At 64.5% G+C, this 22,782-nt stretch carries 33 protein-coding genes; 9 read left to right on the top strand and 24 right to left on the bottom strand.

All coding sequences use genetic code 11. The features are described 5' to 3' along the window. Nucleotides 1-20: 20 nt before the first annotated feature. The 24 genes from QZY44_RS26750 to QZY44_RS26635 form a co-directional block, all read right to left on the bottom strand. Nucleotides 21-809: a hypothetical protein gene (locus QZY44_RS26750; RefSeq protein ID WP_295455289.1), complete on the bottom strand. Its 789-nt coding sequence runs from the start codon at nt 807-809 to the stop codon at nt 21-23. Further along, nucleotides 806-1,435 carry a hypothetical protein gene (locus QZY44_RS26745; RefSeq protein ID WP_295455287.1) on the bottom strand — a complete coding sequence of 210 codons (630 nt, stop codon included), beginning with the start codon at nt 1,433-1,435 and terminating at the stop codon, nt 806-808. The genes QZY44_RS26750 and QZY44_RS26745 overlap by 4 nt, the downstream gene beginning before the upstream one ends. Further along, nucleotides 1,435-2,937: a hypothetical protein gene (locus QZY44_RS26740; RefSeq protein ID WP_295455284.1), complete on the bottom strand. Its 1,503-nt coding sequence runs from the start codon at nt 2,935-2,937 to the stop codon at nt 1,435-1,437. Before QZY44_RS26740 ends, QZY44_RS26745 begins: the two co-directional genes overlap by 1 nt. 3 nt (nt 2,938-2,940) lie before the next feature. After that, the gene (locus tag QZY44_RS26735) at nt 2,941-3,111 is read right to left on the bottom strand and encodes a hypothetical protein (protein WP_295455282.1); all 171 of its coding nucleotides are present in this window, start codon (nt 3,109-3,111) and stop codon (nt 2,941-2,943) included. A 9-nt stretch (nt 3,112-3,120) separates the two neighbouring features. Continuing rightward, the gene (locus QZY44_RS26730) at nt 3,121-4,590 is read right to left on the bottom strand and encodes a hypothetical protein (protein ID WP_295455280.1); all 1,470 of its coding nucleotides are present in this window, start codon (nt 4,588-4,590) and stop codon (nt 3,121-3,123) included. Further along, on the bottom strand, nt 4,590-4,919 hold the full coding sequence (locus tag QZY44_RS26725; protein ID WP_295455278.1) for a hypothetical protein: 330 nt from the start codon (nt 4,917-4,919) through the stop codon (nt 4,590-4,592). The genes QZY44_RS26730 and QZY44_RS26725 overlap by 1 nt, the downstream gene beginning before the upstream one ends. Before the next feature lie 2 nt (nt 4,920-4,921). After that, nucleotides 4,922-5,113: a hypothetical protein gene (locus QZY44_RS26720; RefSeq protein ID WP_295455275.1), complete on the bottom strand. Its 192-nt coding sequence runs from the start codon at nt 5,111-5,113 to the stop codon at nt 4,922-4,924. Next, nucleotides 5,110-5,490 carry a hypothetical protein gene (locus tag QZY44_RS26715; protein WP_295455273.1) on the bottom strand — a complete coding sequence of 127 codons (381 nt, stop codon included), beginning with the start codon at nt 5,488-5,490 and terminating at the stop codon, nt 5,110-5,112. The genes QZY44_RS26720 and QZY44_RS26715 overlap by 4 nt, the downstream gene beginning before the upstream one ends. Continuing rightward, the gene (locus QZY44_RS26710) at nt 5,490-6,248 is read right to left on the bottom strand and encodes a hypothetical protein (protein WP_295455271.1); all 759 of its coding nucleotides are present in this window, start codon (nt 6,246-6,248) and stop codon (nt 5,490-5,492) included. Before QZY44_RS26710 ends, QZY44_RS26715 begins: the two co-directional genes overlap by 1 nt. Before the next feature lie 37 nt (nt 6,249-6,285). After that, the gene (locus QZY44_RS26705) at nt 6,286-6,624 is read right to left on the bottom strand and encodes a hypothetical protein (protein ID WP_295455269.1); all 339 of its coding nucleotides are present in this window, start codon (nt 6,622-6,624) and stop codon (nt 6,286-6,288) included. A gap of 63 nt (nt 6,625-6,687) precedes the next feature. After that, on the bottom strand, nt 6,688-7,377 hold the full coding sequence (locus QZY44_RS26700) for a glycosyl hydrolase 108 family protein (protein ID WP_295455267.1): 690 nt from the start codon (nt 7,375-7,377) through the stop codon (nt 6,688-6,690). Further along, the gene (locus QZY44_RS26695) at nt 7,374-7,949 is read right to left on the bottom strand and encodes a hypothetical protein (RefSeq protein ID WP_295455265.1); all 576 of its coding nucleotides are present in this window, start codon (nt 7,947-7,949) and stop codon (nt 7,374-7,376) included. The genes QZY44_RS26700 and QZY44_RS26695 overlap by 4 nt, the downstream gene beginning before the upstream one ends. After that, nucleotides 7,946-8,194, bottom strand: a complete 249-nt coding sequence (locus QZY44_RS26690) for a hypothetical protein (protein WP_295455263.1) — start codon at nt 8,192-8,194, stop codon at nt 7,946-7,948. The genes QZY44_RS26695 and QZY44_RS26690 overlap by 4 nt, the downstream gene beginning before the upstream one ends. 408 nt (nt 8,195-8,602) lie before the next feature. After that, the gene (locus QZY44_RS26685; RefSeq protein ID WP_295455261.1) at nt 8,603-8,848 is read right to left on the bottom strand and encodes a hypothetical protein; all 246 of its coding nucleotides are present in this window, start codon (nt 8,846-8,848) and stop codon (nt 8,603-8,605) included. Nucleotides 8,849-8,936: 88 nt separating this feature from the next. Beyond that, nucleotides 8,937-9,518, bottom strand: coding sequence for a hypothetical protein (locus QZY44_RS26680; RefSeq protein ID WP_295455259.1), 582 nt, complete (start codon nt 9,516-9,518; stop codon nt 8,937-8,939). After that, the gene (locus tag QZY44_RS26675; RefSeq protein ID WP_295455257.1) at nt 9,515-9,763 is read right to left on the bottom strand and encodes a hypothetical protein; all 249 of its coding nucleotides are present in this window, start codon (nt 9,761-9,763) and stop codon (nt 9,515-9,517) included. Before QZY44_RS26675 ends, QZY44_RS26680 begins: the two co-directional genes overlap by 4 nt. A 5-nt stretch (nt 9,764-9,768) precedes the next feature. Next, entirely contained in the window at nt 9,769-11,214 is a 1,446-nt protein-coding gene (locus QZY44_RS26670) for a hypothetical protein (protein ID WP_295455255.1), read from the bottom strand. 24 nt (nt 11,215-11,238) lie between these two features. Beyond that, the gene (locus QZY44_RS26665; protein ID WP_295455253.1) at nt 11,239-11,952 is read right to left on the bottom strand and encodes a hypothetical protein; all 714 of its coding nucleotides are present in this window, start codon (nt 11,950-11,952) and stop codon (nt 11,239-11,241) included. Then, on the bottom strand, nt 11,939-12,823 hold the full coding sequence (locus tag QZY44_RS26660) for a hypothetical protein (RefSeq protein ID WP_295455251.1): 885 nt from the start codon (nt 12,821-12,823) through the stop codon (nt 11,939-11,941). Before QZY44_RS26660 ends, QZY44_RS26665 begins: the two co-directional genes overlap by 14 nt. Nucleotides 12,824-12,988: 165 nt before the next feature. Further along, on the bottom strand, nt 12,989-14,047 hold the full coding sequence (locus tag QZY44_RS26655; protein ID WP_295455248.1) for a hypothetical protein: 1,059 nt from the start codon (nt 14,045-14,047) through the stop codon (nt 12,989-12,991). Next, nucleotides 14,044-14,262 carry a monooxygenase gene (locus QZY44_RS26650; protein WP_295455247.1) on the bottom strand — a complete coding sequence of 73 codons (219 nt, stop codon included), beginning with the start codon at nt 14,260-14,262 and terminating at the stop codon, nt 14,044-14,046. The genes QZY44_RS26655 and QZY44_RS26650 overlap by 4 nt, the downstream gene beginning before the upstream one ends. 105 nt (nt 14,263-14,367) lie before the next feature. Continuing rightward, nucleotides 14,368-15,495: a hypothetical protein gene (locus QZY44_RS26645; protein WP_295455244.1), complete on the bottom strand. Its 1,128-nt coding sequence runs from the start codon at nt 15,493-15,495 to the stop codon at nt 14,368-14,370. Then, nucleotides 15,492-17,885, bottom strand: a complete 2,394-nt coding sequence (locus tag QZY44_RS26640) for a phage portal protein (RefSeq protein WP_295455242.1) — start codon at nt 17,883-17,885, stop codon at nt 15,492-15,494. Before QZY44_RS26640 ends, QZY44_RS26645 begins: the two co-directional genes overlap by 4 nt. Before the next feature lie 39 nt (nt 17,886-17,924). After that, a complete protein-coding gene (locus QZY44_RS26635) occupies nt 17,925-18,374 on the bottom strand; it encodes a hypothetical protein (protein ID WP_295455240.1) in 450 nt (149 codons plus the stop codon). Between the two features lie 213 nt (nt 18,375-18,587). Between QZY44_RS26635 and QZY44_RS26630 the strand changes: the two genes are divergently transcribed. From QZY44_RS26630 to QZY44_RS26590, 9 genes are all read left to right on the top strand, one after another. After that, a complete protein-coding gene (locus QZY44_RS26630; protein WP_295455238.1) occupies nt 18,588-18,938 on the top strand; it encodes a hypothetical protein in 351 nt (116 codons plus the stop codon). Between the two features lie 53 nt (nt 18,939-18,991). After that, complete coding sequence (locus QZY44_RS26625) at nt 18,992-19,246, top strand: hypothetical protein (RefSeq protein ID WP_295455236.1); 255 nt, start codon at nt 18,992-18,994, stop codon at nt 19,244-19,246. Nucleotides 19,247-19,340: 94 nt separating this feature from the next. After that, nucleotides 19,341-19,502 carry a hypothetical protein gene (locus tag QZY44_RS26620; RefSeq protein ID WP_295455234.1) on the top strand — a complete coding sequence of 54 codons (162 nt, stop codon included), beginning with the start codon at nt 19,341-19,343 and terminating at the stop codon, nt 19,500-19,502. Between the two features lie 6 nt (nt 19,503-19,508). Then, nucleotides 19,509-20,003 (top strand): hypothetical protein, encoded by a 495-nt coding sequence (locus QZY44_RS26615; protein ID WP_295455231.1) that lies wholly within the window; start codon nt 19,509-19,511, stop codon nt 20,001-20,003. Nucleotides 20,004-20,113: 110 nt separating this feature from the next. Further along, a complete protein-coding gene (locus QZY44_RS26610; protein ID WP_295455229.1) occupies nt 20,114-20,320 on the top strand; it encodes a hypothetical protein in 207 nt (68 codons plus the stop codon). Between the two features lie 95 nt (nt 20,321-20,415). Then, the gene (locus QZY44_RS26605) at nt 20,416-20,775 is read left to right on the top strand and encodes a hypothetical protein (protein WP_295455227.1); all 360 of its coding nucleotides are present in this window, start codon (nt 20,416-20,418) and stop codon (nt 20,773-20,775) included. Nucleotides 20,776-21,531: 756 nt separating this feature from the next. Then, entirely contained in the window at nt 21,532-21,732 is a 201-nt protein-coding gene (locus tag QZY44_RS26600; protein ID WP_295455225.1) for a hypothetical protein, read from the top strand. Nucleotides 21,733-21,924: 192 nt separating this feature from the next. Beyond that, nucleotides 21,925-22,203, top strand: a complete 279-nt coding sequence (locus tag QZY44_RS26595; RefSeq protein ID WP_295455222.1) for a hypothetical protein — start codon at nt 21,925-21,927, stop codon at nt 22,201-22,203. Further along, a complete protein-coding gene (locus QZY44_RS26590) occupies nt 22,203-22,382 on the top strand; it encodes a hypothetical protein (protein ID WP_295455220.1) in 180 nt (59 codons plus the stop codon). The genes QZY44_RS26595 and QZY44_RS26590 overlap by 1 nt, the downstream gene beginning before the upstream one ends. Nucleotides 22,383-22,782 lie beyond the last annotated feature (400 nt).

The following is a 22,782-nucleotide window of genomic DNA, read 5'->3' as shown; positions in this document are numbered from 1 at the left end:
CGCCGGCCTCCGGGGAGCGCTCAACCCGACGGGACGGCATACGCCAGGAGCGACGCGAACACCGGGCCGATCCTCTCGGACACTTTTTGCGCCAGGAAAAGCCCGGGCTTCGCCGGCACGATCCACTCATGCGACCACTCGCCCATGGTGCGGAAGGTCATATAAGCGCTGGACTTCGCCTTCCCTGTGGACTGATCGAATCGCACCATGCCCGCGTAGAGGTCCGTGACGTGATACGGCTTTGCCTTGGGTGCCAAGCCAGCGGGGAGGCGCCCGCCCCCGTGATATGGGTCCTGGTAGACGGTATGCCCGGTGGCGGAAAGCCGGGTCGTCGCACCGGTCACACCGGACGGCGCCAGGGCCTTGGCCAGCGAGTAGATGGCCGGGGGCATCTGCCGAGCATAGGCGCCGACCCCCGCGGGGGTCGGGACGTTGTGGCGAAACGGGATGATCAGATATTTCTGCCCGGCGTGCTTGCCGGTTTTGACCACGCGCGCCTTCTTGGCCGTGGCCAGGACCGCCTTGAGGTCCTTGGCCGGGCGTCCGGTCTCGATCTCAGCGGCGGGGGCGTAGTCGGTCCAGACCAGCGCCGCGAACTCGCCCACCATCTCCCAGCGGATCGAGGCTTCATAGGCGACCTTCTCCGCCTCCCGGATGCGGGCTGGCGCGACGGATTTCTTCCACATCTCGGCCGCGCGCACCGAGGTCTGGCGCACCACGTAAGAGACCTTCGGCTTGACCTTCTCTAGGGCGATCGCCGGCAGATGGGAGAGCGCGCTAAGGTCGGCGGTAAATCCGTACTGGATCATGATCCGAACAGGTCGAAGCGCCGCAGCACCACCCTGCGCGGAAGGGTCTCGCCCTGATGGTGAGGGCGATCGAGCGGCAGGGCCAGGTAGCAGAAATACTCGGGGTGCCGCCGCCCCGTAAGCGCGAACGTCACCCCCGCGGGGGGTGACGCGCCCGCCCAATGCAGCGCCCCGCGGTTGTAGACCAGCGGGATCGGACCGTGGACCAGTTCGCCCGCGGTGCCGATCCAGGTCACCTCATCGATGCACACCGGGGCGAAGCGCAACACGTCGTTGAGCCCCGGGATCACGAGGAGCGAAAAGGGCTCGGTGCGATCCGTCAGCACCACCCGATCGAATCCGCCCAGGGCGTAGACCGACTGGTCCGCGGGGATCACCAGCATCACGTCGCCCGCGTCCAGCATCATCATCGGGGCGTAGAGCTTAACGATTTCGCGCGACACGATCCCCGCCAGGGACTCCTGCGGATCGCCCCATAGCCGCCCTTTTCCGTCGCAATGGGTGCACGAGGGGCTCGCCGCTCCGGAGTGCGGACTGGCGCAGGGGCAGGCGGTACTGGCGCGCCAGGTCAGGCGCTGCCCCAGGCCGCCCAGGAGTCCGTCGAAGGACCGGGGGGAGAGTTTCATCAGAGCCCCGCGGGGATGCTACTGGCGGTCCCGTCTGAGAGGAAAAAGGGAATCGTCGAGGACCGCATTGAGATATTGCTGGCGGTCTCGTCGGATAAGAAAAAAGGAATTGTCCTGCCGCCGACGATTGCCGCTATCTCGTCCAACTGGCCCTGCACTGACCCGGCCGTGAGCGGTGCCGTTGCAACCGCAGTAACGCTGGATGCAGAGGGCGCCGTGACACCGCCGCCCGGCAGCGACGATGAGGTACGATAATCCACCGCCTCTTGATACTCTCCGTCGCCGCGGTAAATCCAGCGATAGAGTAGCCTCATTTCTGGCCCAAATGCCAGGGTGGGCATGGTGGCGTTTCGCGCCAGAGCCAGCGTGTTATACGGCGCGGTCTTCGCCTGCGTCACAGTGTAGATCGGACGGTCTACATCGTTTGATGCAAACACCCAGACGGCGATATAGTCGTTTGAGTTTGCATCAGTGAGCGCATAACTAGAATTGCTCTTCGGGTATTGAAGCCGAGATGTTCCAGAGTTCCAAATGTAGGGCCGGTCATTCCCTGCGTTATTGGTTCCATCAGCGAATGTCCAAACCCCTGATGCCGTCTCGTACCAATTCCGTGCCAGCTTCCCTTTGGCAGCGGATACTACTGTTTCGAGGTCTTCATCCCATAATGACCCGCCGACCAGTTCGATCTTCCCATCCACTGATGTCGTTGGGTATGTCTGCGCAAAACTCCCGTCATTCTCGATGCGCGCTCCGATCGTATCATGCGCCCATTGATGCCATGATTGATCAGCGTAAGCACTATGACGCTCCTCCTGCAACGCACCGGCTGATCCATTCCAGTATACGAGCGCAACAGGTATTTTTGTCGTATCCAGAATATCCCAGGAGGTTTTGGCCGCGTTGAGCACTACCGCGCCGGTCACAACCTCAGCCCAGATAAACCACAGCCCAACAGATAGGGTTTTGTCGTCCAGGTCAACAGTCAGTCCAGGATTGGACAGCGTATAGGGGACCCCGGCGATATAGACGGTCGCCGTCGTCGCTACGCCAAGTGTGAAAACGCGGCTAGAGTTATTGAATGTCCGCGACGTTGCGGTGCGGTTAGGGAACCCATGCAGCACCTGAGCAGACAGCCCAGACCCCGTTCCAAGAGCGGCTGATAGGGTCGCAGCGTCAATGGCAGAAACGGTGTTATCCGCATTGATTCTGGGGAACGTCACTGCGCTTGGGTTTGTCAGCGTGAGTAGATTGCTCCCCACAGTTGACGCACCAATGCTCGTCCGTGCTGTCGCGCCAGACTCCCCAACCCATGACGACCCGTTGCCCACCAGAAAAGTGCCGTCCCCAGGCGTCCCGACAGCGCCGATGCTGTAAAGCACGGCATCCAGCGCCCAGGTGTCGTAGTCCGTCTTTTTCAGGACCCCAGTCTGGGTGGCTTGCAAAGACCGGGCGATATACGTCAGGTCTCTGTCTTTCGGCTGAGAAGAGGCGCCGCTGCCCATTTTTTAGACCGGCTCTTGAAGGGCAATTTTGGATTTGAGAGACAGTTCCGCCTGACTCTTAATCTCGCCAATCAGCGTGGCCACTTGCGCATAGGGCAATTGGCCCAGAGCGTTTAAGACCGTGTTGACCTTCTGCACACTTAGCTTCAGGTCTACTTCCGTTTGGTCGCTCATGCTTCCGCCTTATGTATATTGGGCATCGAACCAGCAATCCGCGGAGCCCACAGTCTTGGTGGCACCCGTGGTAGAGTTGCAGATTACAATACCCGTGGTAAATGCCCGACCGTAGATTCCAAAATCAAAATAGAAATTGGATTCGGCGGGGGCCAAAAAGGTCAGCTTCGGTGCTGAGGCGTCCGCGGGAAGCGATGCCGCATCATGGAGCTGAATCCACTGGTCCGATGTTTTTGCGTTGTACCCATTGATCATGTACAGGGTCCCAGCGCTCGCCTTGACGGCGAGACTGGCCGCATACGCAGACACACTGGCATTGGTTTTCGCTGCATAAGATGCAGTGACCGGAATGGTATCGATCGCCGTTGAACCATTGGACAGTCGAACGAAAACGGGAGTGCCAACCGGCGCATCAACCGTGAGGCTGCCGCTCGCATCCGTCACGCCAATCGATGACGCGATGGAGACAGGTTGGGTCGCCTGCCAGAAAGTACCGTCAACCGTAATCGATCCCGAGTTATCCGTGATCGCTACCGTGGACGCAATAGAGACCGGCTGAGTCGCTTGCCAGAAAGTACCAGAAACCGGCTGGGTCGCCTGCCAGAAGGTCCCGGTAACCGCCACCGAGCCCGATACTGCAACGGTGCCGTCAACGGTAATGGCTCCGCCGCCATCCGCGATATTGACCAGACCGCCCGAAGTCACCGAGATGACCTGCGAGTTGGTCCCGTCGGTGCCGCCGACAGCGATCATTTTCGTCGTGCCGAACGTGGCGTTGTCGGCGATAACCGTGTCGTCGAGCAGTTGCAGCGAGGTCAGTGCCGAGCCGTCGACCTGGACAGCGAACGTCCCCGCGTTGGTGACAGCCACAGAGGGCAATGACGCGATGGATACAGGGATCGTGTCGACCGCCGCGGTACCGCTGGAGAGACGAACAAATACCGGGGTGCCAACCGGCGCATCGACAGTCAGGCTCCCGGAATTGTCGGTAACACCAATTGCTGTCGCAAGCGACACAGGCTGCGTGGCCTGCCAGAAGGTACCGTCGACCGTCAGCGATCCGCCGCCATCGACCGCGGTGACGCTCCAAGTGCCGGACTGGGTAGTGGCTACCGTGCCAGAGACGCCGACAGAGTTATTCGGGCTGATCGCAACAACCAGGGCAGTATCCCCGGCAACGGCGGCCGTGCTGGCGGCTTTTACCGTCGCACTATTTGTGCCGTCGGTGATCTTGCTAGTGGTCTTGAACTTGGTCGCATCGGTCTGTTCGACCGTGATCGTTTCGAGGGCCGCCAGCGATACGGTGCCAAGGTCCACCGTACCCGGTACGGTGATGCTGATGTTCTCAAGGGCGGCCAACGACTCGTCGCTGAGCTGGACGCGCAGCGTCCCAGCAGAAGACGCACCCGCGCCGAGCGCGATAGCGTTTCCACTGACACGGCGCAGATCGATCGAGGAAGAAGATGAACCTTGAGACATTACGCCACCTCAATACCGAACAGGTTGAATGACACATCGGAAGTGCCCGCCTGGACCCGCAGGACATCGGCCGAGCCTAGAGTGATACCAATCGTGGCCACGAAGGTTGCTCTTTTTTCCACCATCTGATCGTAGTACAGGTACTGCTCGGGTGAATCATCGGCCCCGCCTATTGCTACCGCCACCCGAAAGCTCCCGTCCACATCGCCTCTATTGCAGATGACTATGGAGCTCACCGTGCAGGAGGCAAAACCCGGCACCTCGTACAGACCAGATAAGACGCCCGCAGCCGGACTCGTCTGGCCCAGGACTTTTACCGTTTCTGGCATGGTCAGGCACCCATCAGCGCGAACACCCGGGCTAAAGATATGGTCGTCAGTGCGCCGGTGGGGCCGCGCGCGCCGGCGGGTCCCGGCGGCCCGGGTTCCCCGATATGCGCCACCCGGGCACACCCGGTGCGCAGCAAGACAGGCACCACGGGGGGTGCCAGGACCGGGACCACTACGACCACGGGGTCGCTCATGGAGTGCCCGGGGGAACCCGGGTAACGGAAGGTGCCGCCGCGAAGGCACCGAAAGCGACCTGATACGGCCCCTCGGCATCATCAGGAGGGAAAATGAGCACGTCCCACGCGGCCTCGCCCAGCACCGCGGCCGTCAGCGCCGCGGGAAAGCGCAGGTGGACCACGCCCCCCGTCTCGTCGATCGTGATGTCGCCCGACGTGGTGGAGATTTCCCCGAGCAGGGTGTCTGACAGCGCATCCGGGCGCACCTGCGCCAGTCCAGAATACCCGCTGAGCGTCATCGCCACCCCCGTGTCCGAGTTGACCAAATGAAAGCTAACCCGGTACCCGGCGCCGCGGGGCACCGCGATGTCGTGGTTGACGGCCTGGATCTGCATCAAAACACCATCACAGACGCGCCATGGATGGCCTGGCGCAGCCGCTCCAGGAGCACATCGATGCCGGCTTGGTACTTATCCAGGTCCACGCTGCGACTCTGCGACAGACCGTCGGCGCTAATCGACTCGGACGCGGGCAGAAAAAGCCCCTGCAGCAGCCGCAGGACCGCCATCCGGATGACCAGGTCCACCAGGTCTGGGAACGCCGCGGCCGCATTGGTCAGTCCGGCGGTGTAGCGCAGTTGAATCATCTGCGGGATGGTCCGGCCTGCGCCCATGATTTGCAGGATGCCGGCCGACAGCGGCGCGGCGAAGCTCTGAGTCCCGGGCACCAGGCGGACGTGGCCGTATTTTTTGTCCAAGCGCACCCAGTCGAGCGGGATCGTGAAGACCCCCGAATAGGGCTGCGGGTAGACGAATCGCATGCTGTGCACGTCGATGATGGGCTTGTGGCGGGTGATGAGGTAGCCCCAGCGCTCCCCCGAAAAGAAGTCCCCCTCCAGGTCATATCCAGGTTCCTCGACCCACGGCGTGCCGGCCGCGTCCAGCGCCTCGCGTTCAGCTGCCGTCGTGGTCTCGGGTAGGACCTCCGTAGGCGTGAAGAACACCCGCAGCGCGCGCTGCGCGTCGGCCTCTGCCGCGTTGATCTGCTCGATCAGGTAGTCGTCGTGGAAGGCGCGGCCGTCAAAGATGTCCGCGCTCAGCCGGTCACGGCGCAAGCGGGCAGCAGCCGCGTACAGATCAGGGAAAAGGCTCATCGTGGCTACCTGTCAGCGATCCGGGGCGGCGCGCGCATCAGTTGAGAACAATCTTGATGGCGGGCACGCCAGGGGCGCCCGCAGTAAAAGCGAAAGGGGGGCTCGCGGCGCTACACCCCCACCCATCGACACAGGCGCGCGCCACCACCGTGTGGGCGCCATGGGCCAGGCCACGCGCACCCAAGTCATCGCGCAGAATCACCAGCGCCGCGGCGTCTTTGCCGGTCTCCGAGCGTAGCCAGGCGCCCGCGTCGAACTTCACCTCGAAATACGTCGGCTGGACGCCCGAGGCGGCGTAGGGATCAGACACCACGAAGGGCGCGGCCCGGCTCAGCCCGGGGGCTAGCAGCGCGCCAAGAAGAATGAACGCTTTCATGACAGCCCCTTCATCCGCTGGTCTTCGTACCATTTTTGCCACTCTCTGACTGCCCAGCGGCAGTCACCCCTGCAGCCCCAGGGCGCGCCACACTTGGCGGCCGGCCACGCCATCGACATGCAGGCCCCGCTCGCGTTGGTAGTGCATCAGGGCGTCGTAGGTGCTGGGGCCGAAGGCCCCATCAGGGTCCATGCCAAGGCCTCCCTGGAGCGCGCGCACGGCGGCTCCGGCGTCGCCCACGCGCAGCGTCGGCAGGGCCGGCACCGGCGCCAGTTCGGGCCGCTCGGCACGCCCCGCTTGCCGCAGCGCGGCGTCGCGCACGTCGTCCACCCGGCGCGCCCAGCCCGCACCGAAGGTCGGCCAGGTCGACAGCCCATGCAGAAACCGCAACCGTGACGCGCACAAATCAACGATGCGCAGGCTCACGGCGGCCTCCGCGCGATGCCCGCTGAGCCAGGACAGCGCCCGGGCCGGCCCCGAATTGACTGCAGCGTCGAACGCGGCATAGTCCAGCCCGATAGGCAGCGTGTCCCCGTTGATGGTGTCCCAGAACCCCGTGCGATAGATACGGGCCAGCCGCTCATCGCTGATGGCGTGCAGGTCCGCCCGCGTCAGGTGGGAACCATAGAAGCGCTGATAGGTGCGCAAAGTAACGCCCTTCATGGTCGCGCCGCCGGGGTCCTTGGGAAGGTCGGCCCAGCCGCCCTCGTGGACCAGCACCCGCGCCAAGGACTCGTCAAAATTGGCTTTCATGCTCGGCTGAACAGCCACTGTACCCAGCGCCCGCCCACGTCCATGAAGAAGTGCGTGAGCAGCGTCCCGATGGCGGCAATGGCGAGCACCCAACTGGCCAGGACGGCTTTGGTAAGTTTCGTCAACCGCCCCTCAGAAACGGCCACGAACGTGCGAGCATGATCCGCCCGGTCGGCCGCCGCGTTGGCTTGCGCCACTGCACTGCCCGCGACCAAGGTGTTGCTCGTCACGGCGCTGAGGAGCACCGCGTGGTTCTTTTCAGCCGCCTCGCGGGCGCTGCAAATCGACAACGCAAGCTCTTGTAAGACCTGCTCGTTCTTCTGGCGGTACGCTCTGGTAGTCTCGAGGCTTTCCCGGAGCAGGGTGTGATTGCGTTGGCTCTCGTTGCGGTCGACGACCAGGGCGGTTTTCAGCTCGCAAATTTGCTGGTCTTGCGCGTCTAGGCGGCCACCCCACCGTGACAACAGCGCGTCCAACTTCGTGTTGCGCTGGTCTTGCGTACTCCAGTTACGGTCCTGCTCAAGCCGACAACTGGTGTGGGGCGGGCACGTTTTTTCCAGCACGTCGATCACTCCTTGGGCCCCTTGGCCCGGACCCATTGAACGGCCGCTTCCACGGCCAGATTCAGCATCGCCCGTCCAACACCAAACACCGTGGACTCCAGGTACGCGACCACCTTGGCGCGCTTCTGCGCGCCGGTCAGCATCGTGTCGCGTTCCAGGTCCCAGACCGTGGTGAGCACGGTGGCCCAGTTTTGCGACCCCAGCAGTATGGCCACGGCGCGATAGAGAAGTTGCAGGGCGATCGATTGAAGCATGACTACCCCCAGGGGAAAATAAGGACCACAACAGTCGTCCGGCGCCCGGCTACTCGAACCGGCAACGCGGGCCAACCCGCAGCGCCGCCCAATCCACCCGCTCAAGGGCTGTCGAATGGCCCAGGTACAGCGGCTGCAGGGCCTGTAGCTCGCCGCTGAGCGACGGCCCGCACGACAGGTGGCCGCACCCCGTCGGTAGGCACAGCAGGGACATGGCCCACAGTGTCCGGAAACAGGATGCCGATCGCCGCCGCCGCGGCCACGCCGGCCTTGATGACCGCTTCCATTTGATCCGGGTGTGACGTAGCCCAGGAGCCCGCGAACAGCAGGATGGCCCAGCGCCAGGTAGACGTCTCACGCAGACGGGACAGCAAAAAGCGCGCAATCCGCGGCCTGACAGCCATCGCGTCAACCCGGGGCGGGCTCGGGGGCGAGATCCGGTTCCGGGGCCTGCGTGTTCGCGGCAACGGCCGCGGCCAGCGCCTGCGTCTGGGACTCAAGTTGAGCAGCCAGCGCGGCCACTGCCTCGTCGTCCTTGTCCGCCAGCGCCTGCGCTAGCGCCAGCGACAACCCGGCAAGCAGGGCGACCGCGGACTCGGTGACGCTGCGATTGGCCGCGACATCCGCGGCCAGGGTTTCAAGATTCATGCTCATGTGTTTTATCTCGTCTAGAAGCAGGGGGACCAGCGCCGGGTACGCAGCGCGCGGGCGAAAAGGGCAGATGGACCAGGCCACGACCGCATCAGGCCAACGGGGCGATCGGCGCGGCCGTCATGGATGCCATGGCGGTAATGGACGCGTTGTCGTGATACGTGGTCGTGATGCTGGCCGCGTCCAGCGCGTCGGTGCCGGCGGTCCAGGCCGCCACACTGCCGTTGGCTACGGTGACGTAGCCCAGCTCCACTTTGCTGGCCGGGGCACTCGGTTTGAGCGCCAGCGCGGCTGCCGCATCGGCCGCATCGGCCGTCTTGGCCGAGGTGGTAATCGTGCCGGTTGCGTCGATGTACCAGGCCCACAGGGCGCACTTGCCGGCGGCCACGACCCCGACCATCGCGCTCAGGTCGGTGTTGGCCGCGCAACTCTGCAAGGTGCTGCCCACCCACACCGCGAAGGCGGCGGTCGACTTCGGCACCTTGTGGCCAGTCGTCGCCGTGCAGGCCAGCGTCGGGGCGATCAGCACGAACTGATTGATCAGGTACAGCCGCGCCATGTCAGCCTGCAGGGCGTTTACCTGCGCGACCAGATTGGCCAGGAGCGTGCCCAGCTTGGCGTAGCTCGCCACAGGCAGGCAGCGGTTGAGCATGTCTACGATGGATCGGGTCACAGCTTTCTCCTCTCGGGGCCAGGCGGTGGTGGCAGCTCAGCGACAGTGGGTGGCGCGTCGGGGGCGGCGGGCCGAGCCTGGCCCCGCTCCTTCACAGGCTCATAGCCGGGGATCGCGAGGAACCGCGCCGCGGTCTCGTCCTCCAGTAGCTCCGAGACTACGCCCCGGCCGTCGCCGGCCGGGGTGAAGCGCACCCCACTGATCAGGTCGCTGGCGTTAGGCAGCGTGCAGCGGATGCGGGCCATGGCCACTATCCGAACGGCCGGAACGTGGCGCCAGTCGGCAAAATGTTTTTAATCACCACATTTTGTCTGCGCTTGGACACCCGCAGGAAGCCGAACATCAAGAGCGCCCAGGGCACCACAGCAGCGGTGGTCGGGTAGAGCGCAAATTTGGTGAGCGGCAGCAGCTTGCGCCACGTGATGGCGTGATGCCCCGGAGAGAGGTTCAGGATGTACGCCTTCGAGGTTCCGGGAATGTCGCGGTTGAGATCGACGTAGGTGGTGTTTCCGCTGGTCGCGCGCGCCACCCGAGTCATCAGGCGGAAGTCGGTGGCCGCATAGCCGCCGTTTTTGGCGCTGCGATAGATCGCATACCCGGTCTCGGTGCCGGCCGCCGATGGCTGAATGGTCAGCGTCAGCTTCTCGCCCGCAGCGACGGCCTTCTGGGAGGAGATCGCCAGGGTCGACTCGCCCGCCTTCGACACGCCCGCCACGGCGTAGTAATAGTTGCCCGCGTGGGCGGCGCCGAACTTCGACGCGACATCGGAGGCGGCGGTGCCGGTCACCCCCGCTGACACGTTGGCGGCGTTGGCCGCGGCGACACTGGCGTAGCGCACGGCAAACGGAGTCTGCTGCGCCTCGTCACGAATGAAGACATCCGGGTTGGCTTTGATGTCGCCCCAAGACGTGCGGATGCCGCGCACCGGGGCGCCCAGCATGATGTCCTGCCCGGTATTGCTCAGCGAGACACGGAAGGCCGGGTCGAGTCCGGTGTCAAAGTCCGACTGAACCAAGGGAGACATGAAGATATCGGTCGGCACGCCGAAGTTGCCAACACCGACGATGGTGGCCGCCGCCTTGTTCACCAGGTCGATGTGAGCCAGGCTGGCGGCTTCGGCATCGAGCACGTGATCGGTTGAGTTGAGGCTGGCAATCTGTGCATAGAGCCCGTCGAACTCGGAGCTGACCACGCTGCTGTCGCCCTCAAAGCTCAGGTGCTCGACATCGCGCAGCAGGCGCAGGGTGCCCATCTGGTTCTCGATGGCCTCCGCTTGCACGATGGCGTTTTGCAAGGTCTGGACAAACGATACCTCGCACCGAGTCATCAGGTATTTCACGAACGCCGCCCGGCGCGCGTAAACCCCCTGTGCCTGGTTTATGGCGTCCAGTTCGCCATTGGCGGAACCGCCAGCGAACCCGCCCTGGTCGGTCGCCTCGGTCCACTCGTCGACCGTTGCTCCCGCGTCAGACTTGGGCAGGGCGTTGAACAGGCGAAAATGGTTGTTGTCCGCCAACGTCGCCTGGAGGGTCGTGTCGAGCGACTGAAAGCGCAGCGCGCCGCCGCCCGTCAGCCCGGCAACATCGGTGCCGTAGCCGGCTTCCAATGCCTTGCGCAGGGCGTTGAGGTCGCCGAACGCCATCTCGCCGGTGACGGCACCCGTGGGGGTGGCGGCGGCCAGTTGGGTGAGGTCCATAAGAGTCTCCAATACGTTGAAAAATCAGTCGCCGATTTGATTCAGCAGGGTTTCTGGAACGGCCAGTCCGCGGTGCAAACAGGCGTCGATCTGCGCCACCTCCAGGCCGGTCAGCCGCCCCGCGCGCTGCGCGTCGAGCGCCTTGACCAGTAGCCGTGAGGGGTCCATGGCGCCCGTCTTCGCCAGGGCTTCGTCGCCCACCACCGGGCGCTCGTGTATCGACAGCGAACTCTTACGCCCGCTCCCGGTCGTGCGCAGCGTCTGAAGCTGGTCGCCGTGCGCTTTGATCAACGCCGCCTGCTCATCGGATTGCTCGCGCAACGACTTGAGGAGCTGCGTCGAGCGCACCAGCGCCCGGGTCAGTTCGACCAGATCTTCGTGGGTCTCGGTCCGCACTGCGGCGACCTGGTCGCGGAACGACTTGATCAGCGCCGCGCCGTCGTAGGCGGTGGCCGCGGAGCCGTCATCAAGCGTGACCGTGAGCGCCTTCTTCAGCGGCGCGGACTCGTCTTCGTCTTCGTCCGCGTCTTCGCCCTCTTCCTCGTGGTCGTCGAAGTCATCGACCGCGTCTTCGCTATCAGGCTCGCCGTCATCATCTTCATCGCCGTCTGCGGCGGCCTTGATGCGGGCGTCGTCGGCCGCGTCATCGGCATCGGGTTTGCGCGCTTTGGCGAGGAGGTTCTCCTGCTCCCAGAGCACGTCTTTGACTTCATCCACCAAGGCGTTAAATTCGCTCATAATTCAATATCTCCGGCACGGCCGCAGTAAACACATCGCGCAAAAAGCGCCGGGCCATGGCCAGCGCCTCAGAAGGGGGAAATCCGTAACGGGCCTCCAGTTCGTGGGCCAGGGCGGCCGGCCGCAAGCGCTGGGCCAGCCACTCAGAGACAGCGGCGTCATCCGGCAGCGTCAGCGGCCCCGGCAGCGTGCCCTGGAGCGCGGGGTCGAGGGATTGCACCCGCAGCGCAGCGCCGTCCGCCAGACGTGCGGCGTCGGTGCCGTAGCCCGCGGCCAACGCCTTCGCTAAATCGATCCCCCCCGGGGTGCAGCATTTGGCCAGCGTACCAATGGGGACGGTCGCCACCGAGGGGACGGCCGGGTTCACTGGATTACGTGACAACCCGATATTCGTCCACCGTACATTTACGATCAGACTGACCCGCGCCTTCGTCATCGGGTCGATCTCGTCCGCGCGCTCCAGGATTTGGCCGCCGACGGAGGGGTACCACCGCGCCGGGGGATTGATGCGCGTCAGGCTGTCCCAGACCATGTTGGCGTTGTCCGCCATCTGGCCCTCGCCCGTAAAGAGTTGGGCTTTGACATAGGTTGCGGTGCCGTCAATCTTGGCATCGATCGGGCGGCCGATTTCCCACAGGTACGGGTTGTCGCCCGGCCCCCGCGGCGGGATCAGCGTGCGGTGATCCAGGTCGAGGTTGCCGTAGCGCAAAAAGTGATCCGCCGAATCCGACAACGACTTAGCCAGCACCCGATCGCCCTGAAGGTCGATCGCCTCGTTGGACGCTTCCATGTAGAGCATGCGCTGGCCCGCCTCTTCGGCCGGGCGCGCCTTCAGCAGACCGGAGATACACAGATAGCTAGTGGTTTCCATGTGCCCAGGGTACTGTCACGACACGCGGGGCGGCAACTCCGGCCACTCGGCGCCGCAACCCCCGTGCGGTCCACATAGCCACCAAACCGCGTCACGGCGTCCATCAACTGCGTTTGCGACGCCACCGCCATCGCGTGCATGGGATCGATTCGTGTCGCAAGAGCCTTATTCATGGACCGCTACCTCAATCTGGAGAATTTCAACCCGATCCAGCACCGCGCGCACATCGGCAGCGCCCTGAGCCAACTCGGCGGCCACACGCTCAAAGACCGAGACAAATGGTGCGGGTAAGAACGAAGCGTAATCGGGGTCGAACGCGCGGGTCAGATGGAGGCTGAGGGCGTCCATCGCCGAGCGAATCTCGCGTCTCCTCTCGGTGTAGTGGGTGACCGCTCGATCTTGGTCGTTGAAGGCATCAAGGCGGCCGTTCAAAACGGCGATGCGCCCCTCGACGGCCTGCAACTGCGCCTCCATGCGGTTGATCTCGTCCTGTTGCGCGCGCAGGGCCTGCTGCGTTCGCGCCTCCACCGCCGCGTCCTGGTCCTTCTTTGCCGCCTTGAGCTTCTGCGTCAACTCAGCTTTGTCGATCAGAGCCTTTCCAAGGTCGCCATTGATCTCCGCCACCCGGGCAGCCGCCAACTTCTTGGCATCCGCGGCCAGGGTCTTGCGCAATGTGGCTGCTTCAGCTTGGGCGGTAGCCGCCAGTTGGCTGTGCTCCTCCCGACGCTTCTTTTCGGCGATGGCCTGCTGGCGCCATTCTTCAGAGCACTGTTCGGCGGTGGCCTTCTCCTGTTCCGCTCTCCCGGCTGCGAAAGCCGCTTCAGCGGCCCGGGCTTCGGCCTTGATGCGTCTCTCGCGCTCCTTTTCGGTCTCAAGGTCCAAGCCAGGTGGTTCTGGGAGTTCGTCCTTGTCGGTGAGGAGTTCGAGGGCGGCCCGGATGCTGGGGGAGGTCTCCAAATCGAAACCGCGGTTTCGATTTGAAGCAACGCGCATATACTTGCGGGCGGTCCGGTTGGTGAACTCAATGGCGCCGGACTTGCGCTGTTCGTCCAGCCAGGCGCCGCACTGCCCGTGCGCCAGCGACGCCTTGACCTGCAAGAGCATCAGGCCGCAGGTGATCGCGTGCTGTACCGCCTCGCTGACCTTGCTCTGGCTCAGGCGGTACTCAAGGTTGAGCTGTTCCACCGTTGGGGTGGGCGCGACTGGCATGGTCATGTCGTTCATGCTGCGACATCCTGTGCGCGCGGCACCTCCCCGCGAGCCAGGGCGTCGACCTGGTCGGCGGGCCACAGCCACTTGCCGTTTGGGAGCTTGGTCGGCCGGATGCCGAAGTAGTGGTGCTGTTGATACAGCGCGGTGCGCAAGGTGTTGGACTTCACCGCCAAGACACGGGAGGCGTCGTCAGTCGAGTAGTGGCGGGGGGTCGCGGATGGACTCATGCTGTGTATCTCCGTTTGTGGATGAACACAACAATACTCGTGTCACGACATTTTCGCAGCCCCCACTACCAACTAAATTTTTCGCCCTGGGGGTCACGGCGCTGGCTATGCCTTCGCCAGCTCCGCCCGAACCCAGGCGACGAACGCCGGGTCAACGCCGGGCGGGATATCCGCTGCGGGCTTGGCCAGCCACCGGCCCCGGCAATGCGGGTGCTGGGTCCCACTTGCCGGCCACCACCGCTCATCCTCGGTGCGCTCGACTAATCCCACGTCGGTCTTCTTGCGCGGGCTTGCCGAGCGGCCCACGTTGGTCTTGCCCGGCCACACATGGGTCCAGCCGTACTCGTTGCCGAGCGGCTGGGTCGACCAGATGAAGATGCGCCCGTGCAGCCCGGCGCAGAACGGACAGGCGCTGGCGTACCTCTCCAGCCGCTCGACCCGGGTGCCGCCCGGGAACTGCGAAAGATAGGTGGTGTTGGCCACCTCGGCCGCTTCGGTGACAGCGATGCGCCGCCAGTCGCGGTTGGCAGCGCCGAAGACATCGAACAGTTGCTGTTGCAGGAGGCTCCGGTTGTGGGGGCCATGGGCTTCGAGGTGCTCGATGATGGTCCCCGCGATGCGCGCCCGCAGGTTGTCGGTGATCTGCTGGACGTAGATCGCCACCCGCGTCTTGGCCCACTCCCAGGCCCGGTGCTGCACCGTGGCCTGCTCGACGCGGCGCGTCGGGTTGGCCCGCAGGACCAACTGCAACAGCGCCTCGTGGGGCGCGAGCGTCGGGTCCACCAGGTGCAGCGCGTCGAGCCGCCCGGCCAGTTGCGCGCGCCAGACCAGCGCCTCCGCCGCCTCCTTGAGCTGCGGCGGGACCAGCTTGGTGTGGATGATGAGGTCGACCAGCGCTACCCAGTCCGCGGGGGCGTAGGTCTGCAAGGGCTTCTGCAACTGCGCCACCAGCGCGCCGACCTGCGCCGGGGTCAGGGTGGTGGCCTTGGCCAGCACGCCGGGGCCAGACGCCAGCCCCAGGGCCGTGAACAGGGCCGTCTGGGCGTCCAGCAACTGGGCCTGGCCCGCCGTGGTGAAGTCCTCGCACAGGGCAGTGAGCCACGGGTTGTCGTGTGGCAACCAGATCAAGGGCTCGGTGGACTGCTCGGCCTGGGCCTTGTGCAGGGCTTCCAGCCCATGGTTGCAGGCGCAGCTTGGGACGTCCTGAAGATCGAGAAGAACGGGGCCGGTCACTCGCCCACACGCCAGATGTTCGGGATCGTGCCACCGAAAAAGTCGCCTTGAACTTCGGGCTCCTCTGGATAATACTGAATGCGAAGCAGCCCAACCGATGACGCCGAAACCGAAATCGCGTTATCTGGTAGCCACGAGGTCCGGCCCAACAAGTCGCTCGTGGCACACAGGGTTGCTTTTTTCATTGGGTCGACCTGAATAGTAACCACGTGGTTCTTGTCATCGCCCGCTGAAAAACGGCTCGCCCCGTAGACAACCGGCTGCCCATCAAAGCGTTTCCGAATCCACTCCCAGCGGATCGGGTCGCCGTGTTCATCATCGATCACCGTCGTGGGCGTGGTCCGCAGCACTTCAGGGAGCGCCAGCACGTCCCCGCGGGTGATCCGATCGTGGTCGGGCTTGCCGGACCGCTGCCCGTGCTTCCAATGCACTTTGACCATGCCATAGCCGCGCCCGGGGCCTTTACGTCCGACGACCTTGATCTTGCCGTCGGCGGTCTCCACCGCCGGTCCCTTGTCAAGCTGCATCGCCAAGTCGTCGGCATTCAGCGTCACCAGCATCGAATCTGGCGCTGCCAACGGGTGCGTGAGCGCATAGTCATCCAGCTCATGCAACTGGCGCTTCTCGTAGCGGACCTGGGGCGCCCGCGCACCAGGCGCTGAAGCGAAGCAGCCCAGGCTGTCGTGGTACGGGTCGGCTTTCTTCAAAGCCTGCCCAGCCAGGCCGCCCACAAAATCCCCCGCGATCTTGCGCTCCTTGGGGCCAACCTTGGGCGCGCTCGCGGTCGGCGCGTCGTCTTTTGGCGCTCGGGAATCCGCCCCCGGTTCAGCGTCAGGGCCATCGCCCGTGTCCTCTCCGGGCGCCGGCTGTCCGACCCCGGTGATCTGCATCCACGGGCCGATCAGCGACGGATTGACCGGCGCCTCGCCCAGCGGCCCCCGCAGCGGGGTCAGGCCCTCCGACGCACGCGCCTCGTTGACGGTGTAGACCGCCATGCGGGTCTGGTAGTGCTGCTGATTGTCTTCCTCATCGAGCCCCGTCCAACGAAAGACATAGTGGTCAGAAAAGTCGGCGACGATGAAGTCGCTGATCAGGTTCTCCAGGTACGCCAGCAGCGGGCGCAAGCCGGAATCCCGGCTGGCCGCGAGTTTCTCGGACGTGTCTTTCCCCGCCAGGGCGCTGGTGGTGCCGGCGGTGAAGGAGTCGAAGTTTATCTCGGTGGGGCTCATGCCGTAGACCGCACACACGATGCTGGTCAGGAATGTGACCCACTTACTAAAAAGCATCTCGTCAAAGCCGCTATCCAGCCGCTCGAAGCTGATCTTTGACTCCGGCGTGCGGCTCGCCATGATCGGCAGCACAAAAGCGTTGTTCACGCCCTTCACCATCGCATTCCAGTACCGCCGAAACGCCGTGAGGTCCTCGTTGGAATACTCCCCGACCAGGTTCAAGATGCCCCTGGGGATCGCGTTCTTATCGAACCCCGCCATGTTGTAGTTCAGGGCGTTTAGCCAGCCAGTGACGACCCGGACCAACAGCTCCGCCTCGCCCAGCCCGTAGCCGGCCAGGCGCACGTCCGCGCGCGGGTTGCGCGGTTGCAGGATCAAGTCGTCGTGGGTGTAGGCGGTGACGACCTGGTCCTGCACGACCTGCACCGCGAACACCGCGTCGTCGCCGCGATAGCCCTCGTCCGTACACAACCGAATGGTGGATCCGTCGATCGCGTAGAAACCGTCGATTCCGGCTTTGCGGTCGCGCTTCATCTCCGTCTCGACCGGCGCCGCATCGTAGGTCAGCGACTCGCGCACCAGCTTGGCCAGGAACTGGGAGAAGTTGTCGCGCTTGAGCGCCGAGCGGCGCCGGGGGTTGAACTCCCACCCTCCGTGCTGGATGAACTTCGTCAGCAGGCGCACGCTGTCGTGCTCCTCGGGGGTGAGCTTGTGGCCTTTGTCAATGTGGCGGATCGCGAATCCCTGCCCGGTATCGTCCTGCGGGCCGGCAAAGCGTAGGACCTGGCGGATGCGCGTCATCAGCACCGCGCTCAGCACCGGGACCTGCTCGACCATCAGGCGCAGCGACTCGTACCCTATCGGACTCGGCCGATCGAAATAATCCCCGTGGGCGTAGATTTGCAGCCCATCGAGATAGACCGACTGCATCCCGCGCTTGATCTCCCGGGGCCGCCCCGGGAAGGGGATCACCTGCGCCGCCTTGGCCAGCCGCGCCTCGTCATACTGGCCCTCGATGTAATCGATCACCAGCTGGATGTGCGCCGGGGGGATCAGGCTTGACAGGTCGGTGTGGGTCTGTACCAGCTCCACGTGGGCCGCCTGGCGCTCGGCAGCCGGGGCGTGGTCATCGAAGGCGACGGATGCGGGGGATTCGGACATGGCAGCAAGCTCCAAAGAGGTGTCCTGGCGAGTCTGTGGTCACGACCAGCGCGAGCCTACCGAACCCCGCGCGACGGATGGACAGTTATACTGCAAATCGTTGCGCAGCTCCAGGGTCAGCACCGAGCCCGTCCAGCCCGGGTCGCAGAATCCGCTAAGCGCGTGTCCAAGCCCGGCGCGCGCCAGGCTCGACTTGAGTTTGAACTCGGCGCAGACGTCCGCGGGCAGGTCGAACACCTCGCGGGTGTGGGCCAGGCAGAACTCCCCGGGGTGCAGCAGCCAGCACCCGTCGGCGCACAACGGTGCCCCTACGAACGGCGGGACCTCCCGCTTGGCAAGATCAATCCGGGCCGCGCGCTCCGGGTCCTCGATCAGCAGCCGATTACCCAGGCGCACATCGATGCTGGCCGCGTTGATCTGGCTGGGCGCCACCGGGGCCAGCACCCCATCCGCCACCAGTTCCACAAGATCAAGGTACGTCAGCAGCATCGGGTGGGCCTCCAAGCGGCGGTGGGTAAACAGCGCCAAGATTAGCTTGGCTTATCCATGGGCGCCACCCCCGATGCGCGGTACATGCCTAAGCCTCTGCACCGAATCTAGCTGATTTTTGCCCCCGGGGCTTGCCTCGCGGCGGATAGTACCTATACTAATAGCCGTCGAGAGACACCAAACACAACCCGCAAACCCCAAACCGAGCAAACGATGCAAAACAAAAACCCCTCCCCCGCGTTCCTCGCCGCCTATGAGGAGGGCCAACGCCAGAGGGCCGCCGGGCTCGACGGCCAGGACCCGCGGGTCGTAGCAGCCTGGACCCAGATGCTGCGCCTGGCCCCGGAGAACATCCGCGACATGCTGGCCGAAGCGGCGGCCGAGATGGGGCTCCTGCCCGAACCGAACGGCCGCACGTTGGCCGGCGAGCCGATCTACAGCATGGCAAGCATCGCCCGCCATAGCGGGGTCGATGAGGCCACCGCACAAGCCAGCTTCGACGCCTTCTGTGCGGCATCTGGTGCCTGCGCAGCGCCGGTGCCGGCCTGGTGGATAGCCCGCTAACCTAGCCACCGCCGGCCGCGCAAGGCCGGCGGCTAAGCCAACCGAGGCACAAAATGAACATGTCCTACTGCCGTTTCCAAAACACGCTCAGCGCCCTCACCGATTGCGCCGAGCACATCCGCGACCTCGACCCCAGCGACGCCCATTCCAACACCGGCGAAGAACGCCGGGCGCGTGCCCAGCTCCTCCGCACCGCCGCCGATCTGCTGACCGAGCTGGAGATCGACGACCCCAGCGACCCGCGCCAAGTGGAAGACGCGATCACCGAGCTGGACGCCTACGGCCCCGACACCGAAGCGGCTGGATAGCAAACGCGCATAACAAACGCGTCCGGGGGGCGGACCAGCGCGCGCGCGCCCCGAGCCCCGCACCGCCCCGGAAACCCACCTAGAGGAGAACATCATGCTCGACACCATCCTGATCGCTGCTTTCGCCCTTGGCCTTTTCGCCATCATAGTGAACATCCGAGCCATCCTCGGCCTGGCTTGGTTCTTCCTCCTGCTCGTCTGCGGCTTGGGGTCTGCCCTTTTCATCCTGGCCGCGATCGGCAAGGCGATGGGGTAAACCAGCATGACCACCCCAGAGTACCGCTACGCCCTCGTGAACCGCCCCGCGGGCTATGCCCAAGTGCCGCCCGGACCCTACCGCGTCGAACCGCGCCCGGTGCCCGGGCAGGATCACTACGAGTGGGCGCGCCACGGGATCATCGTCTATGGCCGAGAGCTGACCGAGAAAGAACAGGGTGACTACGAACTGGCGAAGCTGTTCGATGGCGCCGAGCGTGCATCGTTGGCCCGCAAGATCGCCACCACCTACGACCCGGACGACACGCCACACATCCTCAGCATCGCAGAGGAGGACCCGAACGCCGGGCGGCAAAGTGTGGCGCACGCGCTGCGCAAGCTGTTCGGCCGTCGGGCGCTGGTGGGCGACATGGACGCCTTCGCCCGCCAAGTGCTGGCCGCAATGACGCCGCCCGCCGCCCCCGCTGGCCCCCCTCGCCCTCGCGCGAGGAGCTGGCGCTCCCTCGCGCGATGCGCGAGGCGCGGACGCGCGGACGCGTAGGAGCGGGGCCGATGCGTACCGGCGCGCACTGGGCTCCAGAAGAAACTCGCTGGCTGAGGCAACGTAGTGCCTTGGCCCCGCGCCCAAGTGAGTCGGAGCTGGCGGAACAGATGACCATGCTCGGCTGGCCCCGCACGAAAAGCGCGGTGCGCACAAAGCTCCGGCAACTGGACACCGCCCACGCCCCGCCGCGCCCGCGCGAGGAGCGGGCGCGCGAGGATCTGGCGCGCGAACGCGCCCGCCAACGGCGCGCTGACTTCGACCTGATCAGCCTGGCGCTGAGCCGCGTGTTCCCGCAGCAGGGGGCGTCGCCCTGAGCCCCGTACCACGGGGGCTATTGAACGATCGCAACCGCACAACCGCACAACCGCACAACCGCACAACCGCACAACCGCACAACCCGGAGACGACCATGGCCAGACGCGTGTTTTCCGCCGCCAGAACACAAGACCTCGAAGAGGAACTGAATGACTTCTACGACGCGCGCAAGAAGAGCCTCGACGCGGCCTTCCTCCTGCCCCTGGTGCTGGGGCCGATCGGGACCCTTTACGGCAACCCGCTGGGGGGCGCCGTCCTGATCCTGTCGTCGGGCTTGGTGTTCGCCTACGCCATCGTCGGGTCGCTGGCCGCGGCCAGCGTCGGGGTCTTCTTTTGGGCCGGCCTGCTGGTGTGGGTGATCGCGATCACCCTGGGCGGCCACGGGGCGTACCGGCACAACCTCAGCGTCCGGTCAGAAGCGGCGCTGTGGCGCCGGCTCATCGAGTCGCGCTGACTGCGGGGCCGAGGCGGCGTCTTGAAGCTGGTCCGGGATGACCGGCGACTCCCCGTGTAGCCAGCCCTAGACTTGGCGCGCCGGGGCTAACGCAGACGCGCCAAGGGGTTATGGTGTCGGGCGCGCCTTCGCCAGCTCCGCCCGTACCCACGCCGCAAACTCAGGGTCGACCCCTGGGGGCCGCGGGGTCTGGTTTTCTATTTTCCATAGGGAGCACCGGCACCATTCGCATTCGCAGCCCGGGTGGGGAAGCATCCCATTGACGTAGCGTCGATCAAGGTAGGAATCCAACAGAATGTCGACATCGAAAGCGCGGTCCATCACATCCCTACGGCACCCGGCGCAGGCATCCCGGCGCCGCAGCCTGGTTTCGAGCGGGAAAGCTTTCTCGGCGACCTGCCGATGATCCTCACCGGCGCCATGGGCTTGTTAGGTGCGTGTTAATTTTTTGGAGATTAAATGAGCGGCATCCAGGTATCCAGGAAGCTCCGGCAGTGTTCGGCTTGCGGGCGGGCCATACCTCCAGGAACGCGCTACTGGTGGCTGCCAGGCGACGATGCCGAACTGCTCGCCAACCGCCACGAGCACACCAACTGTGAACAGGTGCCCCCGTGGCCCGAGTATGTTGAGCCGAAACGGCCCAAGCGGCGCAAGGTCAGCACCTAACCTGAAGCTTAAACCGGCCCCGCCAACCGCGGCCCTATCAATCCACTCAGAGCCCGATGGCGGGGCTCGATTTTGAGCCCGTTGTTAGCCATGTCTGAGTTTTCCGACGAGACGAAATTCGCACTGAAACTTCAGCGCAAAGACACGCGGATCAAGCTGACCTCGCGTATATCGGCGATCCAAGATATCCGCAGGCGGATCGGCCCCGCGTGCTCTTGCGACCAAGTGGCGGACTGGCTAGACGCAGAAATCGAGGCCCTGCGTGGCCTGGCTGATTCTTTGTCTGGCTAACGAACAGGGCCAAGGCGGCGCGCGCCCCCGCGGACCCGGCAAACCAGCACAACGCCCGTGGCGCGCGCTCGCTCTTAGGCACAGTGTTAGCTGCGACTTTTTTTTGATTTTTTTGCTTGCCTTCCTGTGATTATCTGCTATCATTTCATCATAGGATACAGCAACGGCAGGGAGCCACACCGGAGATCAGAAATGTTCACAGCCCGCACCGAATTCCGCACCATCGCCGGTCTAACCAAGTCCCGCGAAATCTCCGAAGTGAACGTCTATTTTGGGGATCTGAAGATCGGACGCGCGTCAGACCCCAATACCGTCCAGGCCGATCTTGACCATGCCAACAGCATCGGACTGAGCAAGGAAGACTTGCAGGATTACCACGCAGCCGCGACGAAAGCGGAAAAGGCGCTCGGCAACCGCGACCTCCTGCCCTTGCTTTGGGACACGCATCAAGTAGTGGTCGGGGCCGCGTGATGAGCCGCGGCGGCACCCGAGATGGTGCCGGCCGACCGGCCGGCACCACCAAGCCTGACGCCAAGAAGGAACAGGTAAACGTGCGCTTGACGCCACAGCAGCGCGCCAAAGCTGAGCGGATCGGCGGCGGCAAAGCGGCTGATGGACTTCGCCGCGCCCTGGACGCCTGGCGCAGCTAACGATCCGCCTAAAGCGGCCCCGCCACTCGGGGACTATCAGCACACTCGGACCCTGATGGCGGGGCTCGATTTTGAGGCTGCTTGTTAGCCGCCGTGAGTATGGAATGCCATTGTTATACCTTCATCCAACGCGGCCATCCGGCTCCAGTTATTACGGTGACTGGAGGGAGGGTCCGCCAATAACCGCCTTCCAGGCAGATGGATATGTGAGAATCCTTAGCGTGATAACTCATCCAACGCGCCCTGGCCGCATCGAGATATCCCCGCCGGACTTTCCGGAGCCAGACGCAAGCGGAAAGGCCAAATATTACATCGACACGATCTTCGGAGTCGGCTACCGGTCGTACTCGACAGAGCGCGCTAAGTGGGGCTTCCGCGGCTAACGAACAGGGCTAAAGCG

The sequence above is a fragment of the uncultured Thiodictyon sp. genome, assembly GCA_903837595.1.
In the GTDB taxonomy this organism is placed as follows: Bacteria; Pseudomonadota; Gammaproteobacteria; order Chromatiales; family Chromatiaceae; genus Thiodictyon.
This window is presented reverse-complemented; position numbering and strand designations above follow the sequence as displayed.

Coding starts and splice junctions, on each gene's coding strand:
- QZY44_RS26735 (WP_295455282.1), bottom strand. CDS start 3,111: ATGAGCGACCAAACGGAAGTAGACCTGAAGCTAAGTGTGCAGAAGGTC.
- QZY44_RS26600 (WP_295455225.1), top strand. CDS start 21,532: ATGTCTGAGTTTTCCGACGAGACGAAATTCGCACTGAAACTTCAGCGC.
- QZY44_RS26635 (WP_295455240.1), bottom strand. CDS start 18,374: ATGCTGCTGACGTACCTTGATCTTGTGGAACTGGTGGCGGATGGGGTG.
- QZY44_RS26650 (WP_295455247.1), bottom strand. CDS start 14,262: ATGAGTCCATCCGCGACCCCCCGCCACTACTCGACTGACGACGCCTCC.
- QZY44_RS26690 (WP_295455263.1), bottom strand. CDS start 8,194: ATGCTTCAATCGATCGCCCTGCAACTTCTCTATCGCGCCGTGGCCATA.
- QZY44_RS26595 (WP_295455222.1), top strand. CDS start 21,925: ATGTTCACAGCCCGCACCGAATTCCGCACCATCGCCGGTCTAACCAAG.
- QZY44_RS26715 (WP_295455273.1), bottom strand. CDS start 5,490: ATGCAGATCCAGGCCGTCAACCACGACATCGCGGTGCCCCGCGGCGCC.
- QZY44_RS26615 (WP_295455231.1), top strand. CDS start 19,509: ATGACCACCCCAGAGTACCGCTACGCCCTCGTGAACCGCCCCGCGGGC.
- QZY44_RS26710 (WP_295455271.1), bottom strand. CDS start 6,248: ATGAGCCTTTTCCCTGATCTGTACGCGGCTGCTGCCCGCTTGCGCCGT.
- QZY44_RS26630 (WP_295455238.1), top strand. CDS start 18,588: ATGCAAAACAAAAACCCCTCCCCCGCGTTCCTCGCCGCCTATGAGGAG.
- QZY44_RS26705 (WP_295455269.1), bottom strand. CDS start 6,624: ATGAAAGCGTTCATTCTTCTTGGCGCGCTGCTAGCCCCCGGGCTGAGC.
- QZY44_RS26685 (WP_295455261.1), bottom strand. CDS start 8,848: ATGAGCATGAATCTTGAAACCCTGGCCGCGGATGTCGCGGCCAATCGC.
- QZY44_RS26745 (WP_295455287.1), bottom strand. CDS start 1,435: ATGAAACTCTCCCCCCGGTCCTTCGACGGACTCCTGGGCGGCCTGGGG.
- QZY44_RS26725 (WP_295455278.1), bottom strand. CDS start 4,919: ATGCCAGAAACGGTAAAAGTCCTGGGCCAGACGAGTCCGGCTGCGGGC.
- QZY44_RS26590 (WP_295455220.1), top strand. CDS start 22,203: ATGAGCCGCGGCGGCACCCGAGATGGTGCCGGCCGACCGGCCGGCACC.
- QZY44_RS26640 (WP_295455242.1), bottom strand. CDS start 17,885: ATGTCCGAATCCCCCGCATCCGTCGCCTTCGATGACCACGCCCCGGCT.
- QZY44_RS26740 (WP_295455284.1), bottom strand. CDS start 2,937: ATGGGCAGCGGCGCCTCTTCTCAGCCGAAAGACAGAGACCTGACGTAT.
- QZY44_RS26620 (WP_295455234.1), top strand. CDS start 19,341: ATGCTCGACACCATCCTGATCGCTGCTTTCGCCCTTGGCCTTTTCGCC.
- QZY44_RS26750 (WP_295455289.1), bottom strand. CDS start 809: ATGATCCAGTACGGATTTACCGCCGACCTTAGCGCGCTCTCCCATCTG.
- QZY44_RS26665 (WP_295455253.1), bottom strand. CDS start 11,952: ATGAGCGAATTTAACGCCTTGGTGGATGAAGTCAAAGACGTGCTCTGG.
- QZY44_RS26675 (WP_295455257.1), bottom strand. CDS start 9,763: ATGGCCCGCATCCGCTGCACGCTGCCTAACGCCAGCGACCTGATCAGT.
- QZY44_RS26610 (WP_295455229.1), top strand. CDS start 20,114: ATGACCATGCTCGGCTGGCCCCGCACGAAAAGCGCGGTGCGCACAAAG.
- QZY44_RS26670 (WP_295455255.1), bottom strand. CDS start 11,214: ATGGACCTCACCCAACTGGCCGCCGCCACCCCCACGGGTGCCGTCACC.
- QZY44_RS26700 (WP_295455267.1), bottom strand. CDS start 7,377: ATGAAAGCCAATTTTGACGAGTCCTTGGCGCGGGTGCTGGTCCACGAG.
- QZY44_RS26720 (WP_295455275.1), bottom strand. CDS start 5,113: ATGAGCGACCCCGTGGTCGTAGTGGTCCCGGTCCTGGCACCCCCCGTG.
- QZY44_RS26660 (WP_295455251.1), bottom strand. CDS start 12,823: ATGGAAACCACTAGCTATCTGTGTATCTCCGGTCTGCTGAAGGCGCGC.
- QZY44_RS26625 (WP_295455236.1), top strand. CDS start 18,992: ATGAACATGTCCTACTGCCGTTTCCAAAACACGCTCAGCGCCCTCACC.
- QZY44_RS26605 (WP_295455227.1), top strand. CDS start 20,416: ATGGCCAGACGCGTGTTTTCCGCCGCCAGAACACAAGACCTCGAAGAG.
- QZY44_RS26730 (WP_295455280.1), bottom strand. CDS start 4,590: ATGTCTCAAGGTTCATCTTCTTCCTCGATCGATCTGCGCCGTGTCAGT.
- QZY44_RS26655 (WP_295455248.1), bottom strand. CDS start 14,047: ATGAACGACATGACCATGCCAGTCGCGCCCACCCCAACGGTGGAACAG.